Origin of the sequence: Bacillus sp. 03113, assembly GCF_006546985.1 — a bacterium.
In the GTDB taxonomy this organism is placed as follows: domain Bacteria; phylum Bacillota; class Bacilli; order Bacillales; family Cytobacillaceae; genus VATK01.
In genome coordinates, this window is sequence record NZ_VATK01000006.1 from 171323 (window position 1) to 187656 (window position 16334).

General features: G+C 35.6%; 11 protein-coding genes. 1 reads left to right on the top strand and 10 read right to left on the bottom strand.

Going from position 1 to position 16334, the window contains the following annotated elements; all coding sequences use genetic code 11:
• Window positions 1-106 precede the first annotated feature (106 nt).
• The 3 genes from icd to FDO66_RS07415 all read right to left on the bottom strand — a co-directional run bounded on the left by icd (window position 107) and on the right by FDO66_RS07415 (window position 4077).
• Complete coding sequence (icd, locus tag FDO66_RS07405) at window positions 107-1378, bottom strand: NADP-dependent isocitrate dehydrogenase (protein WP_181444485.1); 1272 nt, start codon at window positions 1376-1378, stop codon at window positions 107-109.
• 336 nt (window positions 1379-1714) lie between these two features.
• Window positions 1715-2833 (bottom strand): citrate synthase, encoded by a 1119-nt coding sequence (gene citZ, locus FDO66_RS07410; RefSeq protein WP_141432007.1) that lies wholly within the window; start codon window positions 2831-2833, stop codon window positions 1715-1717.
• 782 nt (window positions 2834-3615) lie between these two features.
• Complete coding sequence (locus FDO66_RS07415) at window positions 3616-4077, bottom strand: DUF441 domain-containing protein (protein WP_141432008.1); 462 nt, start codon at window positions 4075-4077, stop codon at window positions 3616-3618.
• A 192-nt stretch (window positions 4078-4269) separates the two neighbouring features.
• Here FDO66_RS07415 and ytvI point away from each other — a divergent pair, with 192 nt between their 5' ends.
• Window positions 4270-5385, top strand: a complete 1116-nt coding sequence (ytvI, locus tag FDO66_RS07420) for a sporulation integral membrane protein YtvI (protein ID WP_141432009.1) — start codon at window positions 4270-4272, stop codon at window positions 5383-5385.
• Between the two features lie 317 nt (window positions 5386-5702).
• Here the strand turns inward: ytvI and FDO66_RS07425 are convergent, their stop codons facing one another.
• The 7 genes from FDO66_RS07425 to dnaE form a co-directional block, all read right to left on the bottom strand.
• Window positions 5703-6089, bottom strand: a complete 387-nt coding sequence (locus FDO66_RS07425; protein WP_141432010.1) for an FxsA family protein — start codon at window positions 6087-6089, stop codon at window positions 5703-5705.
• Window positions 6090-6291: 202 nt separating this feature from the next.
• A complete protein-coding gene (pyk, locus tag FDO66_RS07430; protein WP_141432011.1) occupies window positions 6292-8052 on the bottom strand; it encodes a pyruvate kinase in 1761 nt (586 codons plus the stop codon).
• Between the two features lie 33 nt (window positions 8053-8085).
• Window positions 8086-9045 carry a 6-phosphofructokinase gene (gene pfkA / locus FDO66_RS07435; protein ID WP_141432012.1) on the bottom strand — a complete coding sequence of 320 codons (960 nt, stop codon included), beginning with the start codon at window positions 9043-9045 and terminating at the stop codon, window positions 8086-8088.
• A 292-nt stretch (window positions 9046-9337) separates the two neighbouring features.
• A complete protein-coding gene (accA, locus tag FDO66_RS07440; protein WP_141432013.1) occupies window positions 9338-10306 on the bottom strand; it encodes an acetyl-CoA carboxylase carboxyl transferase subunit alpha in 969 nt (322 codons plus the stop codon).
• Window positions 10300-11169 (bottom strand): acetyl-CoA carboxylase, carboxyltransferase subunit beta, encoded by an 870-nt coding sequence (accD, locus tag FDO66_RS07445; protein ID WP_141432014.1) that lies wholly within the window; start codon window positions 11167-11169, stop codon window positions 10300-10302. The genes accA and accD overlap by 7 nt, the downstream gene beginning before the upstream one ends.
• A gap of 182 nt (window positions 11170-11351) precedes the next feature.
• On the bottom strand, window positions 11352-12590 hold the full coding sequence (gene ystJ / locus FDO66_RS07450; RefSeq protein WP_141432015.1) for an NADP-dependent malic enzyme: 1239 nt from the start codon (window positions 12588-12590) through the stop codon (window positions 11352-11354).
• Window positions 12591-12821: 231 nt separating this feature from the next.
• Window positions 12822-16190, bottom strand: a complete 3369-nt coding sequence (gene dnaE / locus FDO66_RS07455) for a DNA polymerase III subunit alpha (protein WP_141432016.1) — start codon at window positions 16188-16190, stop codon at window positions 12822-12824.
• Window positions 16191-16334: the final 144 nt, after the last annotated feature.

The following is a 16334-nucleotide window of genomic DNA, read 5'->3' on the forward strand; positions in this document are numbered from 1 at the left end:
CAGTGGCGGTTTTGTTCATCCTCCACTGATGGAAGCATAATTTTATATTAAAGATAGCCACTCAATGAGTACAAAACACTTTTACCTGAGATCTATCTCAAATAACTTACCCCATATTCTTAATTAATTCATCCCCAAATTCAGAGCATTTTACTTCAGTTGCCCCATCCATTAATCGTGCAAAGTCATACGTTACAACCTTTGATGAGATTGATTTCTCCATTGATTGAACAATCAGAGCAGCTGCTTCTGTCCATCCTAAATGCTCAAGCATTAATACCCCTGAGAGAATAACGGATGAAGGATTTACTTTATCCAAACCTGCATATTTAGGAGCTGTACCATGTGTAGCTTCAAAAATGGCATGACCAGTCTCATAGTTAATGTTAGCTCCAGGAGCTATACCAATTCCCCCAACCTGAGCAGCAAGTGCATCAGAAATATAATCACCATTTAAATTCATCGTTGCAACGACATCAAACTCAAGAGGACGAGTCAGTATTTGTTGAAGGAAGATATCAGCAATTGAATCTTTAATAATCAATTTACCAGCAGCTTCCGCTTGAGATTGTGCTAAATTCGCAGCTTCAGTTCCTTGTTCTTCCTTGATGCGATCATATTGTGCCCAAGTAAAAACTTGGTCTCCAAACTCTTTTTCAGCTAATTCATAGCCCCAATTTTTAAATGCTCCTTCAGTGAATTTCATAATATTTCCTTTATGTACTAAAGTAAGAGATTTACGTCCTTCTTTTATTGCATATTGAATGGCAGAGCGTACTAAACGTGACGTTCCCTCTTTTGAAATAGGCTTAATTCCGATTCCAGAAGTTTCAGGAAAACGTATTTTATTTACACCCATTTCATTTTGGAGGAAATCAATTACTTTTTTTACATCAGCAGAACCATTCTCATATTCAATACCCGCGTAAATATCTTCTGTATTTTCACGGAAAATGACCATATCTGTATCTTGAGGTCTCTTTACTGGAGAAGGTACTCCTTCAAACCAGCGAACAGGTCGCAGACAAACAAACAGATCCAACTCTTGACGCAAAGCTACATTTAATGAACGGATTCCACCCCCAACAGGTGTTGTTAATGGCCCTTTTATCGCTACTAAATATTCATTAATGACGTCCAATGTTTCCGATGGAAGCCATTCACCTGTTTGATTAAATGCTTTTTCTCCAGCTAATACTTCCTTCCAAACAATTTTACGTTCACCTTTATATGCCTTTTCTACAGCAGCATCTAAAACTCTTGAAGCAGACGCCCATATATCAGGTCCTGTCCCATCTCCTTCAATAAACGGAACAATTGGATTATTTGGAACATTTAATATTCCATTCGTTACTGTAATTTTTTCTCCGTGCATAATTATCCCTCCAAGTTGTAAAAAGTTATGTCCTATGCTCCATACATAATCTTTTAATTACATGATTCCTCTTGTTTTACTTTCATAAGAAGCGTTTTAATGAAAGTTTAATAAAAGAAATTTCTTTTTATATCGCATAGGACTCATAAAAATGTTTAAGTAGGGTGACCTATAACAAAGTTTCAAAAACTGCTCTCAGTTCATTAAATTTAAATAGAACATTCGCACTTCTTTATAGATGATATGCATTTTGGGACACCCTCTTAAACCATTTTTCTATTTTTATATTACAAGAAATTTTTCTAAAAAGTAAAATAATACAGTCATTTTTTTATTTTGTTATATTCGTTTTTCAATTGGAATAAATTGTTGCTTTCTTGGCCCAATATATTCTGCACGAGGACGAATTAAGCGATTGTTTTCATATTGCTCTAAAATATGAGCGATCCACCCCGAAACCCGACTGATTGCAAAAATAGGTGTAAATAGATCGTGATCGATATTTAAGCTGTGATAAACAGATGCAGAATAGAAATCAACATTCGGAGGAATTGATTTCTCTCTTGTCACAATAGCCTCAATTTTTGTTGACATCTCATACCATTTCAATTCACCAATATGCATGGTCAGCTTCTTTGACATTTCTTTCAAATGTTTCGTACGAGGATCACCATTTCGATATACACGGTGACCAAATCCCATAATCTTTTCTTTCTTATGGAGTTTCTCTTTAATATAATGTTCAACATTTTCAAGGGATCCAATCTCTGAAAGCATATTCATCACTGCTTCATTGGCACCTCCATGTAAAGGACCCTTTAATGCACTTATAGCCGAGGTAATACCTGAATAAATATCTGATAGAGTCGCTACACATACACGAGCTGTAAAGGTCGAAGCATTCAACTCATGATCTGCATGCAAAACTAAGGCCTTATCAAATGCCTCAACTGCAATTGCTTCAGGCTCTTCTCCTGTAAGCATATAAAGAAAATTCGCTGCTATTCCAAGATCTTTTCTAGGAGCAATTGGTTCTAACCCTTTCCGTATCCTTGAAAAACTTGACACAACAGCCGGCAATTTTGCTTGTAAACGAATGGCCTTTCGATAATTAGCATCTTCCGTCATTAAATCTGCTTCATCATCAAATAAGCCTAAGAGAGAAACGGCAGTACGAAGAGCAGCCATAGGATGAACATGGTTAATTGGAATCATCTTAAAATGTTCGATTAATTGTGGTGGCAGCTCTGTATTTTCAACCAATAAATTTTTGAATTGTTGCAGCTCAAACCGTGTTGGCAATTTTTGATGCCAAAGAAGGTAAATCACCTCTTCGAAGCTAACGTTTTTAGCTAAATCATCAATATCATATCCAACATATGTTAATGTATCATCAATGATAGAACTAATGGAGGAGTTCGTTGCCACTATCCCTTCGAGACCGCGAGTAATTGTCATAGATAATCTCTCCTTTACAAAATAAATTTCCCCTTACCCCTATATCACTTAAGTAATTTATTAAGGTTGTTAATATTAATATTCAATTAAAAAAAGGAAAAGAATGACCTAAAACAAAGAGCCGCATACCTCAAAAACGATTCTGATTGATTAATACGATCCATATACACGGTATTATAAGGATGCTAGGCACTTTTTATGTCACACTTCCTCCTGAGTGCAATTTTGCTAATAAAGGAGGTGACTATTATTCACATGATTTGATCACTTAAAGCTCCTACAAGTTGGGGATGCACTTCATCAACGAAAGCTATCAAAACTCAGCTTCTGTTGAGTCAGAACTATTAGCGTTTCTTTTTTTCCAGGCTCAGTTAAACAATAATGTCGTTTAAGGGAAGGGAATCTGCGAGACTCCTGCGGAAAAACGGGCTGGCAAGACCCCGCAGGGAGGTACGAGCGAGGAGGCTTGCCGGTTCGTCCGCGGAAAGGGAGTAGATTCCCTGACCTTTTAAAAATCAACAATGGAATTTAACAGAGCCTTTTTCTAAAATAACAAAGGTAATAAAGTTCATAACTTAATAACTATTCATTAAATTGTCAAAATAGAAAATGCTTACATTTTGTTACATGTTAAAAATGCTAATAGTTTAATAATTATATATGATCATAAATATTTTTACCACCCTAGGATGCGCTTACAAAATAATTATAAACAATTAATTAAGAAATGTTAAATATTTTAGAATATTTTTTACAGTTTTAATATGTAATGAAAAATAACTTTACCTGACCCAATCAAAAATTCTCATTGCCATATATGCAATGCCAGCTCCAATTAATGGACCAACGGCTACTCCTTTAAATAAAGATACTGCTAAAATTGTGCCAAGAACTAATGCGGTTGTAATATGAGGATCTTTGGTTAAGAGTGTAATACCTCCTTTTGCAAGTAAAGCGACGAATATCCCAGAGATAAGTGCAACCCAAGCATATGGAGATTTAAAGGAGCTAGTTAAATCTTTAAAACCAATTTCACCACTTGCGATTGGTGCAAGTACAGCAATGGTAATAATGGTGACTCCCCAATTAATTCCTTTCGCTTGTATATAAGAAAAAAGCTTTGACTCTCCACCCATCACTTTAATTATTAATAGTACGCACACAGCGAATAATAAAGATTGATTTTTGGCGATAATACTAATCGCTAATAATAACAATAAAAAAATAATAGGCTGATTAAGCAACAAAAGGACTCCTTTCACAAAGCATTTAAATATGCTTCTTTATCTAAAAAAGTGAATTATTTTGGATTAAATGCTAAACTATTTTTATCTAATATAGGATATTTCCTTTAAAAAGGTTTATTCCCAGTTATATCCAAAATCATGCACTGTTTCATCCCATCATTATATCTATTAAGAAAAGGAGGTTCATTCTTGAATCCAGTATACATATATCGATCTTTACGATTTCTATTTGTCATTGGTATTGTAGTATTATTTTTCGTTAGCTTTTATTATTTATCCAAAATTACATACCCATTTATTATTGGTCTTGCAATTGCTTTTATTATTAATCCTCTTGTCAATTTCTTAGAAAAAAAGGGGAGAATGAATCGCGTCCTAGCTGTATTTATCGCTTTAGTGATCATGTTCGCCATTTTTGCTGGCTTAATAACTTTACTAATTGCTGAAATTGTTTCTGGTGCAAATTATATCGCAAGTGTCGTACCAAACCACTTAGATACGTTAATTAGCTATATTGAACAATTTTTCGCTTCACAAATAATACCATTATACAATCAGCTAGCGAGCTTATTTAAAAGCCTTGAATCAGGTCAGCAGGATACGATTTTGAATAATATTCAAAATGTTGGCAGCAGGATTGGGACAACCGTTGGAACATTTATTAAAAACTTTTTCGGAAATATTCCTAATATTATTGCATGGATTCCTAATGCAGCTACTGTATTAATCTTTTCGCTACTGGCTACATTTTTCATTAGTAAAGATTGGTATAAGCTATCCAGCTTAGCAGGACGAATTCTACCTAAACGGTTAAAATCAAGCAGTAAAACAGTTCTGGCCGACCTTAAAAAAGCATTCTTTGGATTTATTCGTGCGCAGGCTACTTTAATTTCCATCACTACAGTAATCATTCTCATAGGCTTACTTATTTTAAGAGTCGATTATGCCATTACAATCGCGTTAATCACAGGAATTGTAGATATTATCCCTTATCTTGGTACTGGGTTAATTTTTGTACCATGGATCATTTACGAAGCTATAGCAGGAGAAATGGGTCTTGCAATTGGTTTAGGTATTTTATATATCATTGTCTTAGTTCAACGACAAATTATGGAACCTAAAATTTTGTCTTCGAGTATTGGTTTAGATCCACTAGCTACATTGATTGCTCTTTTTGTTGGATTTAAATTAATCGGATTTTTAGGTTTGATAGTAGGTCCTGTAACACTCGTAATCCTTTCAACTTTGAATCGTGCGAACGTATTTCGTGATGTTTGGGCATTTATCATCGGAAAGGACGCATAAAGCAAAGTATTTAATGTTGAAATAAAAGTCAGCCTTTATTGAAGGCTGACTAATTTTTTATCCCGCATTAACGGACAGTAAACTCCCAAGGTTATGAGTGTAAACGAGAAATCCTAGGTGGAGGATAACTGTCCGTAAAAGCCCGGATTGGTGAAATAAGACTTTTCTTTGGGCTTCAGCCCTTAGAAAAGTCAATCAGGCTCTGCGTGACTAACAACCAGTGGGGGATGAAGCAGACAAAAGCGCGACGACTAGTCGTATTGTCTGCCCTAGTACTTCCTGTACGTAGGAAAGTCCCCACTGATTGAAGTTTCACTTTATCTAATAACGCGAAACGTTCTATTTTCCATTTGTTTTTTTAATTTGTTAATCAAAATTAATTTAATAAACTTTCGTGTAAAAGGTATAAATAGAAGAATCCCTATCGCATCTGTAATAAAGCCTGGCAAAAGCAATAAAACTCCACCTACCAATATACATATCCCATCTATCAAGGCATCACCAGGCATATATCCATTTTGCAGCTGTTCTCTTGCTTTTTGAATAGTTTCTAATCCTTGTTTTTTCGCTAAATAGGTACCAAGGATTCCTGTAAAAATAATGAACAAAATTGTCGGAAAGATGCCTATCGATTTTCCTGCTATAAATAAAACGCCTATATCTACAGCTGGTACAAATATTAATAATAATAAAAGATAACGCATGTTTCACTTTTCCTCCATCTCACCAAGCTATTTATTCTTATAGTATAGGAGTAATTTCTTCAATATACAAATTAATAAAAGTGAAGCAGCCTTCAAATTACCCACACAGCCAACTATTTTAGAGTTTCTTAAAATCAAAGAAAAGGGGCTTCCATAAGTCGAAAAATCGACTTATGACAGCCCCTTCTTTTTTAGACATAAATTATAGTACTGATGCAACTCCGCTATAAATAACTCCTCTTTGTGCATCTACTGTAATTTCTTCACCGTTTTTCAGTGCAGAAGTAGCATTTTCTACGCCAACAATTACAGGAATTCCTAAGCTTAATCCCACTACTGCTGCATGGCTAGTTAAACCGCCTTCTTCTGTGATTAGTGCACTGCATTTTTCAATCGCAGGTACCATCTCAGCATCGCTGCTAGTTGTAACTAGAATAGAACCTTCTGTAACGTTTGCAAGTGCTTCAGCCGCTGTTTTTGCTACTACAACTTTACCATTTGCAGATTTGCGGCCAATTCCTTGACCTTTAGCGATGATATCGCCAACAACTTGAACTTTCATCATATTAGTTGTACCAGATTCTCCTAAAGGTACACCTGCAGTGATCACTACTAAGTCGCCGTTTGCAACACTTCCGCTATTCACAGTTTCTTGAACTGCTGCACCTAGCATATCGTCTGTGCTTTCAGTTTTATGGCTAAGTAACGGATTTACACCCCACACTAATGCCAATCTTCTTAATACGCGATCATCGTATGTTACAGCTACAATAGGAGCTTTTGGACGATATTTTGAAATCATACGAGCAGTATGTCCGCTACCAGTTGGAGCAATAATTGCTTTTACGTCTAAGTTAAGAGCTGTATGAGCAACAGATTGTCCAATTGCATCCGTAATATTTTGTTCTGAATCCTTACTTCTAATAGAAAGGATTTCTTTATGGTCTAAAGCAGTTTCAGCACGTGATGCGATATTATGCATTGTTTGAACTGCTTCAAGAGGGTAAGATCCTGCAGCTGTTTCACCAGAAAGCATAATTGCGTCTGTTCCATCAAAAATCGCGTTTGCAACATCACTTGCTTCTGCTCTAGTAGGACGTGGGTTTCTTTGCATCGAGTCAAGCATTTGAGTAGCTGTAATAACAGGTTTACCTAAGATATTACATTTTTTGATTAGTTGTTTTTGCACTAATGGAACTTCTTCTGCAGGAATTTCAACTCCTAAATCTCCACGTGCAACCATTAAACCGTCAGAAACTTCAAGAATTTCATCGATATTGTCGACACCTTCTTGGTTTTCAATCTTTGGAATGATTTGGATATGAGTTGCATTGTTTTCTTCAAGCAATTGCTTAATTTCAAGTACATCAGATGCTCTACGAACAAAAGATGCAGCAATAAAGTCAATTCCTTGTCCGATTCCAAAACGAATATCGTTTGCATCCTTTTCAGTAATTCCAGGTAGTTTTACTGAAACGCCAGGAACGTTAACACCTTTTTTATTTTTTAATGTTCCACTATTTAAAACAGTTGTATAAATCTCTTTTGCAGCTTTATCAATTTTTGTAACTTCAAGACCAATTAATCCATCATCAAGAAGAATTTTAGAACCAACTTCAACATCTTCAATTAGACCTTCATATGTAATGGAGAATTTTTGAGGTGTCCCTAATACTTCTTCCATCGCAACAATTACTTCACTGCCAGTCGTTAATTCAATCGCACCATTTTCCATATTGTTTGTACGGATTTCTGGACCTTTAGTATCCAATAAAAGACCAATATTCGTACCAGTTTTTTCAGCTGCTTCACGGATGTTTTTAATACGAGCTCCATGCTCTTCATAGTCACCATGAGAGAAATTTAAGCGGGTAACATTCATACCAGCTTCCATTAATTGAGTTAATTTTTCTACACTTTCACTTGCAGGACCAATCGTACAAACGATTTTCGTTTTACGCATAATTAATAACCTCCTAGTTTATGTAAAGCTTTCTTAAATAGAAAGCTCTTTCGATAATTGATATAAGCTTAAATCTAATGTATGTGGTTTTCCAAGAGCCTCAATAATATCATAGTCAACTAGCTTGTTATCTACGATACCAACTGCGCGACCACCTTTGCCTTCGAGAAGCAGTTCAACTGCATACGCACCTAAACGGCTTGCAAGAACACGATCAAATGCAGTAGGAGATCCTCCACGTTGCATATGGCCTAAAACGGAAACACGAGTATCAAAGTCTGTCTGTTCTTTGATCTTTTTACCAAATTCAACTCCGCTGCAGACTCCTTCTGCCACGATAATGATACTATGTGTTTTACCACGCTCACTACCTTTTTTCAATCTGTCTACAATTTCATCCATATTATAATTTTCTTCCGGGATTAGAACTGTTTCAGCTCCCCCAGCAAGACCTGCCCATAAAGCAAGATCTCCAGCATTTCTTCCCATAACCTCGATAACAAAAGTTCTTTCATGAGAAGAAGCTGTATCACGAATTTTATCAATAGCTTCAATAACTGTATTAAGTGCTGTATCAAAGCCAATGGTAAAATCCGTGCCCGGGATATCATTATCAATCGTCCCCGGTACACCCACACAAGGGTATCCTTGTTCTGTTAGAGCTTTGGCTCCCATATATGAACCGTCTCCACCAACTACGACTAGTGCATCAATCCCATGAGCTTTTAATTGTTCAATTCCTTTTTGCTGTCCTTCTTTTGTCTTAAACTCTTCGCATCTTGCTGAATAAAGAAACGTTCCACCGCGTTGGATAATATCGCCTACTGAGCCTAGCTCAAGCTTTTTAATATTTCCTGAAATTAAGCCTGCGTAGCCTCCGACAATCCCATAAACTTCCAAATTGCTGTAAATTGCTTTTCGAACTACTGCACGAACGGCAGCATTCATTCCTGGAGCATCTCCACCACTCGTTAGCACACCTATTCTTTTCATATCTTTCACCTCGTACATAATAATTGCATATGTAAAAATAAATAAAATAGGAAGGATTAAAAATCCTATCATTAAATATCTAATGTCTTTTATAAAATAACATGAAGAAACGTGTATCTCAACTGATTATTAAATAAAAAAAAAAGACGGAATTATCGGTTAAATGCAACCGTTTAACTTATTGAAGAGTAGTTACTTTGCACACATTTCAAGGGATTTTTTCACAAAATTTTCATTTGACTTTTGGAGTTTCTTTCGAATAATCGTCATTACTTTAAACAAATTACTATATCTATTCACTAGATTGTTGAAAGTTATATTCTCCAATTGCCTTAAATTTATCATAGCGATGCTCGATTAATTGATCATTCGATAGCTTTTTCAATTCAACTAAAGAATTCTTGAGAATTTTTTCAATTTCATCTGCTTGATCTTTCACACTCTTATGTGCTCCGCCTTTTATTTCTGGGATAATTTCATCAATAATCCCTAATTCTTTTAAATCTAATGCAGTTATTTTCATGCTTTCAGCTGCCTGTTTTGCCAAAGAAGCATCCTTCCATAAAATAGCTGCAGCACCTTCAGGTGAAATAACAGAATAGGTTGAATTCTCTAGCATATGAATATGATTACCTACTCCTAGTGCCAGAGCTCCTCCGCTTCCACCTTCGCCAATCACGATGCAAATGATTGGAACCTTAAAGGTAGCCATTTCAAATAAGTTTCTTGCTATTGCTTCGCTTTGACCTCGTTCTTCTGCTGCTTTCCCTGGATATGCACCCTTTGTATCAATAAAGCATATAATTGGTCTTTGAAATTTATCTGCCTGCTTCATTAAGCGCAATGCTTTTCTGTAGCCTTCTGGATGTGGCATTCCAAAATTCCTACGAATATTTTCTTTTGTATCCTTACCTCTTTGATGACCAATAATCGTTACGGGAAGTCCATGAAACTTTGCAATACCACCGACAATGGCTTCATCCTCTCCGAAGGTACGATCACCTTTACACTCAAAGAAATCTGTAAATAAAAAGGAAACATAGTCTAAAAAGGTTGGTCTAAGCGGATGCCTTGCGATTTGTACTCTTTCCCACGGCTTTAAATTGCTGTAAATATCACCTTCAAGTTTTATCAAGCGTGCCTCTAGTTTTTCAATTTCTGGTGTTAAATCAACCTCAGCAGTTTTTGTAAACTCTTTTAATTCAGCAATTTTATCTTTTAAGTCAGTGATCGGTTTTTCAAATTCTAATTCCCCTACCAATCAAGATCCCCTCCTGGTTGATGTAAGTCAAGAATATTAGAAATGGATTCCTTCAACTCTAAACGAGGAATAACAGCATCTAATTGTCCATGCTTTAAAAGAAACTCGGCAGTTTGGAAGTCTTCAGGCAATTCTTCTCTTATCGTTTGTTCGATAATTCTTCTTCCTGCAAAGCCTATTAATGCTTTTGGCTCAGCCAAATTGTAGTCACCTAAAGAAGCAAAACTAGCGGACACTCCTCCAGTAGTAGGGTGCGTCATTATGGAAATAATTAACCCTCCATGGTCACTAAATCTTTTTAATGCTACGCTTGTTTTTGCCATTTGCATTAAACTTAATACACCTTCTTGCATCCTGGCTCCACCTGAAGCGGTGAAAATGACAAAAGGAATAGACAGTTCGTCTGCTTTTTCAATCGCTCTCGTAATTTTTTCTCCTACTACAGATCCCATACTTCCCATTCTGAAAGTTGAATCCATGACCGCAATCGCAATATTAAAACCATTCACTTTTCCTATTCCAGTGACAACTGCTTCATTCATTTTCGTCTTTTTTCGATCTTGTTCAATTTTTTCGATATATCCAGTAAAACCCAAAGGGTTTGCTGTCATCATTTCATGATCTATTTCTTGAAATGATTGTTCATCTAAAAAGCTAGTCAAACGTTCCTTTGAATTCATTGGGAAATGATATTGACAATGGAAGCAAACCTTCAAATTTTTTGAAAGCTCTTTCGTATACATAATTTTTTTACAGCTTGGACATTTTATCATAATTCCTTCTGGAACATCCTGCTTTGATACTTCAGAAGGAATCGTTGCATATTTCTTTTTTTTGGGCTTTGAAAATAGCTCCTTTATCAAGAAAAAATCCCCCCTTATGTTCAACTTAAAAACTGGCATGATGAAACTTGGTAATGACCATTACTGTTTAAACCATCATATTTATTTATTGCCATATTTTTAACATAAAATAAATGTCTACAAACCAAACAATATTTTGAAAAAAGAAGAATCAAATTTAGGAATTCTTATTTCTTTTTTCACTACTCCGTTTTTCCAATAGCTGAAAGCGTGTATGTTTGTTCTTTAATTTCATTTGGATCCCTGTTAAACCTAGCAACTCCTGTTTCCATAGCAGCTTTAGCTACAGCTGCTGCTACTTCTGGAGCGACCCTAGGATCAAAAGGACCTGGGATAACAAAATCTTCATTCAGCTCATTTTCGTTAATCAATCCAGCAATAGCCTCTACTGCTGCCATCTTCATTTCTTCATTAATATGAGTTGCGCGTACATCAAGAGCCCCTCTAAAAATCCCTGGGAAAGCAAGAACGTTATTGACTTGGTTAGGAAAATCTGATCTTCCTGTTCCAACTACTTTTGCACCAGCAGCTTTTGCTTCTTCTGGCATAATTTCAGGAATTGGATTAGCCATTGCAAAAATAATTGCATCCTTATTCATTGATTGAATCATTTCAGTCGTTAATGCACCTGCTGCAGATACCCCAATAAACACATCCGCACCTTTGATTACATCTTCGAGAGTTCCTTTTAAGTTCTCTCTATTCGTAAATTTAGCAACTTCATTTTTGATATAATTCATTCCCACTGGGCGGTTTTCATAGATTGCCCCTTTTGTATCGCACATAATTAAATCTCGTACCCCATAGCTATACAATAATTTAATAATGGCAATTCCTGCTGCACCTGCACCATTTGCTACTACTTTTATATCGGTTATTTTTTTGTTAACTAGCTTAAGTGCATTGACTAATCCAGCTACTGTAACTATTGCTGTTCCGTGTTGATCATCATGAAACACTGGTATATTTGTTTCTTTTTTTAATCGCTCTTCGATCTCAAAACAATTTGGAGCAGCGATATCCTCAAGATTAACTCCGCCAAATGTTGGCTCAAGTAATTTAACTGTTTCAATAATCTTTTCCACATCAGTTGTTTTTAAACAAATTGGAAATGCATCGACACCTGCAAAGCTTTTAAAAAGAACAGACTTTCCTTCCATAACTGGCAGAGCAGCCTCCGGTCCTATATTCCCCAAACCAAGAACAGCAGTTCCATCTGAAACGACAGCCACTGTATTTCCCTTCATTGTATATTCATAAACTGTCTCAGGTTTGTCATATATTTCTTTACAAGGTTCTGCAACACCTGGTGAGTAGGCTAGGCTTAAATCTTTTTGATTTTTCACTTCAACTTTAGACTTTGATTCTAATTTCCCATGATGAACACGGTGCATATGTAGTGCTTCCTCACGCAATGACAATCGGTTTCACTCCTTATAATATATACGTATACAAGTTAATAAAAGAAAGCTTATTCAATAGGCAAAATTCTCTGTATTTAGCTATATCTGTCTGAGCACAACGGTTCTTATGTAACTTCATAGCTTCACACTTATTTCTATATTACACTGCTCAAGACACAGCTTTATTTGATCGTCAGACCAGAAAGACTCTTAAACAATATACCATAACACTGAAGCTTGTAAAGATGCTTATTTTAAGATGACATTATTTTCACCAAGAACTATTTTTAATTTATTCAAGCATTCTTCCGTAGGGTTAACTCGATCAAACTCACTTAATCGAATCGTTCTTTGTGAACGAACATAATGTAAAATAACAAAAGTAGAACCCGAATAGAGTTTAAAAATCTCCCTTAATTGCATCATCCGATCTTCCGTTTCCTTTTCCTCAGTCAATTTCAAGTATAAGATACGAGGATCTTGAAAATATTTTTCCTTATCCGCTATATCGTTTAGATCCTTCACATTCTGGATAATAAATTGTTTTTTCCCATCCCTTTCCTCTACTTTTCCTTCTACTAATAGGATGTTTCCTTGAACGAAGAATGATGAAAATTTCCGATAAACATTAGGAAAGGCAACAGCCTCCATTTCATCACTTTGATCACTCAACATTAAAAAAGACATTGGATCTCCTTTTTTTGTCCTTATGCTTTTAACATCCGTTAAATACACTACAGCCGAAGAACGAGGATCATTGGGAAGAATATCGATAAGTGATTTCACTTTTAATGAAGAAAGAATTCCGTTAAAAATGGAAACAGGATGAGCAGATAAATACAATCCTAATACTTCCTTTTCCTTTGCCAATTTTTGTACGGAATGAATAGGATCAGCTTCTGCATATTTCGGTTTTATGAAAAAATCATCATCAGAAAACAAATCTGCTTGCTCTAGGTCATTTGGTTTTACTAATTGAGCATGCTCAATAGCTACATCCAGACTTGCCAATAATACCGCTCTGTCCTCCCCAAAATCATCAAAGCTGCCGGAGTATACAAGTGCCTCTAGTACCTTACGATTAACAATTTTTAAAGACACTCGTAAGCAAAAATCAAATAAATCATCAAATTTTCTAATTTTTCTCGCTTTGAAAATTTCCTTTAAGACAGATTTCCCAATCCCTTTTATCGCACCAAGACTGTAGCGTATTGCATTTTTTTCTACTAAAAAAGTATAGCTGCTTTTGTTAATGGATGGAGGAAGCACCTCAAAGTTTTTTTGATTTACTTCTCGAATATATTGTGCAACTTTTCCTTCATTTCCGACGACTGAGCTTAATAAGGCTGCCATGAAATGTAAAGGATAGTGTGTTTTCAAATAGGCAAGCTGATAGGCGATTAAGCTATAAGCAACGGCATGACTTCTGTTAAAACCATAATGAGCAAAGCGGACAATTAAATCATAAATTTGATCGGCTGTTTTTTCTTCATAGCCTCTTAACCCAGCGCCACGAACAAAATGCATTCTTTCTTTGTCTAAAACGTCCTTTTGTTTTTTGCTTACCGCTCTTCTTAATAAATCCGCTTCCCCTAAAGAGAAGCCAGCCATACTAGCCGCAATCTGCATGATTTGTTCCTGATAAACAATAACACCATATGTATTTTCTAAAATTGGCTTTAAATCAGGATGAGGATAATGGATCTCTTGCCTTCCATGCTTCCGATCGATAAATAAAGGGATGTTTTCCATTGGCCCTGGCCGGTATAGGGCATTAACTGCCACAATATCTTCAAAAGAACTTGGCTTTAGCCTTTTTAACACACTTTGCATCCCTTCAGACTCTAATTGAAAGATTCCTGTTGTTTCCCCTCTGCAAAGCAACTCATATGTAGCATTATCCTCGAGTGAAATCGCTTTAATATCTAGCTTCTTTTTTGTTGTATGAGAAATAGAACTGATGATGGACTCCATGAGTGATAAATTTCTTAATCCAAGAAAATCCATTTTCAATAAACCAAGTTCTTCTAGATGCCCCATTGAATATTGAGTTACATACATTTGACCATGACTAGATTGGATAGGAATGATATTCACTAAAGGCTCTTGACTAATTACGATTCCTGCTGCATGAATAGAATGATGTCTTGGCAGTCCTTCTAGCTGCAGGGCTGTTTTAAAAAGCTTTTGTTGTATAGGTGATTCCTGTACAAAAGCTTTTAAAGCTTTTGATTCGCGGTAAGCCTCCTCTAAAGTGATCCCAAGCTTTGTTGGAATAAGCTTTGAAAGCTTATCTAATTCTTTTGTATTTAACCCAAACACCCTGCCAACATCTCTTAAAGCTTGTTTAGCCCCAAAGGTTCCAAAAGTGATAATTTGAGCCACATGAAGTTCTCCGTATTTTTCCGCAACATAACGAATCACTTGATCACGCTTATGGTCAGGAAAATCAATATCAATATCTGGCATGGTGATTCTTTCTGGATTTAAAAAACGTTCAAACAACAATTGATAACAAATCGGATCAACATCTGTAATATAAAGCACATACGCAGCCATGGAGCCTGCTGCAGAGCCCCTTCCTGGTCCAGTTAAAATACTAGTTTCTCTAGAATACTTCATAAAATCCCAAACAATTAAAAAGTAGTCGCAAAAGTTCATTTTTGTAATAATACTTAATTCATATTGTAATCTTTGTACATGTTCTTCTGTAGGATTAGAATATCTTTTATAGAAACCTTCCCAACAAATATTCTCTAGCAGCTCTTCCGCTGTTATCCCATTTTCAGTTGGATACTTTGGAAGATTCATTTGATTTATTTCAATCGTAATATGGCATGCACGAGCAACTCGTATCGTGTTTTCTAAAGCATCTGGAAAGTGTGAAAATTGCTCAACCATTTCCTTAGCATCCTTCAGATAAAATTCATCATTCTCAAGCTCTATTTTATTTATATTCTCTAATTTTTCTCCATTTTGAATAGCATTTAAACATTTTTGCGTAAATGATTCCTCTTTATATAAATATGAAACATGATTGGTAACAACTTGCTCAATTCCCGTCCTTTTATTTAACTCCATAAATGTTTGCTGAACTTTCTTTTCTGCAGGAAGTTGATGGTCTTGAAGCGCGAGGAAAAAATGGTTAGAATCAAAAATTTGCGTATATGTATTGATTACTTGAATAGCTTTTTCAAGGTCGTCATTTACAATATAGTTTTCAATCTCACCTTCAATTCCTGGGGTAATCGCGAACAATCCTTTAGAATAATGTTTCAACCATTTGGTAGGAATCCCGAGTTGAGACTTTGTTTGAACAACACTTGATATTTTTAATAAATGATGATAGCCTGTCTCATTCTCTGCTAAAAGGACGAGAGGATACGCTTTTGAATCATCGATTTCGCTTATTACATCCACTGTCAAACCGATGATTGGTTTTATCCCTTGTTTTATGCATTCCTTATAAAATGAAATGGCTCCATACATAACATTTCGGTCCGTTAACGCTATTTCCTTAAAGCCCTTACTTTTGGCAACAGCAACTAGATTTTGAATTGTAACTGTGCTCGACAACAAACTGTAAGCACTATATACATGAAGGTGAGCAAAAGACACACGGTTCACACCCTTAAATCTTCTTTATTAGTTTTAGTATATTATATATGTTTTATCAATAAAAAGAAAATACGTTCTCTTTTTTGCTTTTTTGATATCAATAATTTAAATTTCGAAAACATATTTACCTCAGTTTGTCCATAA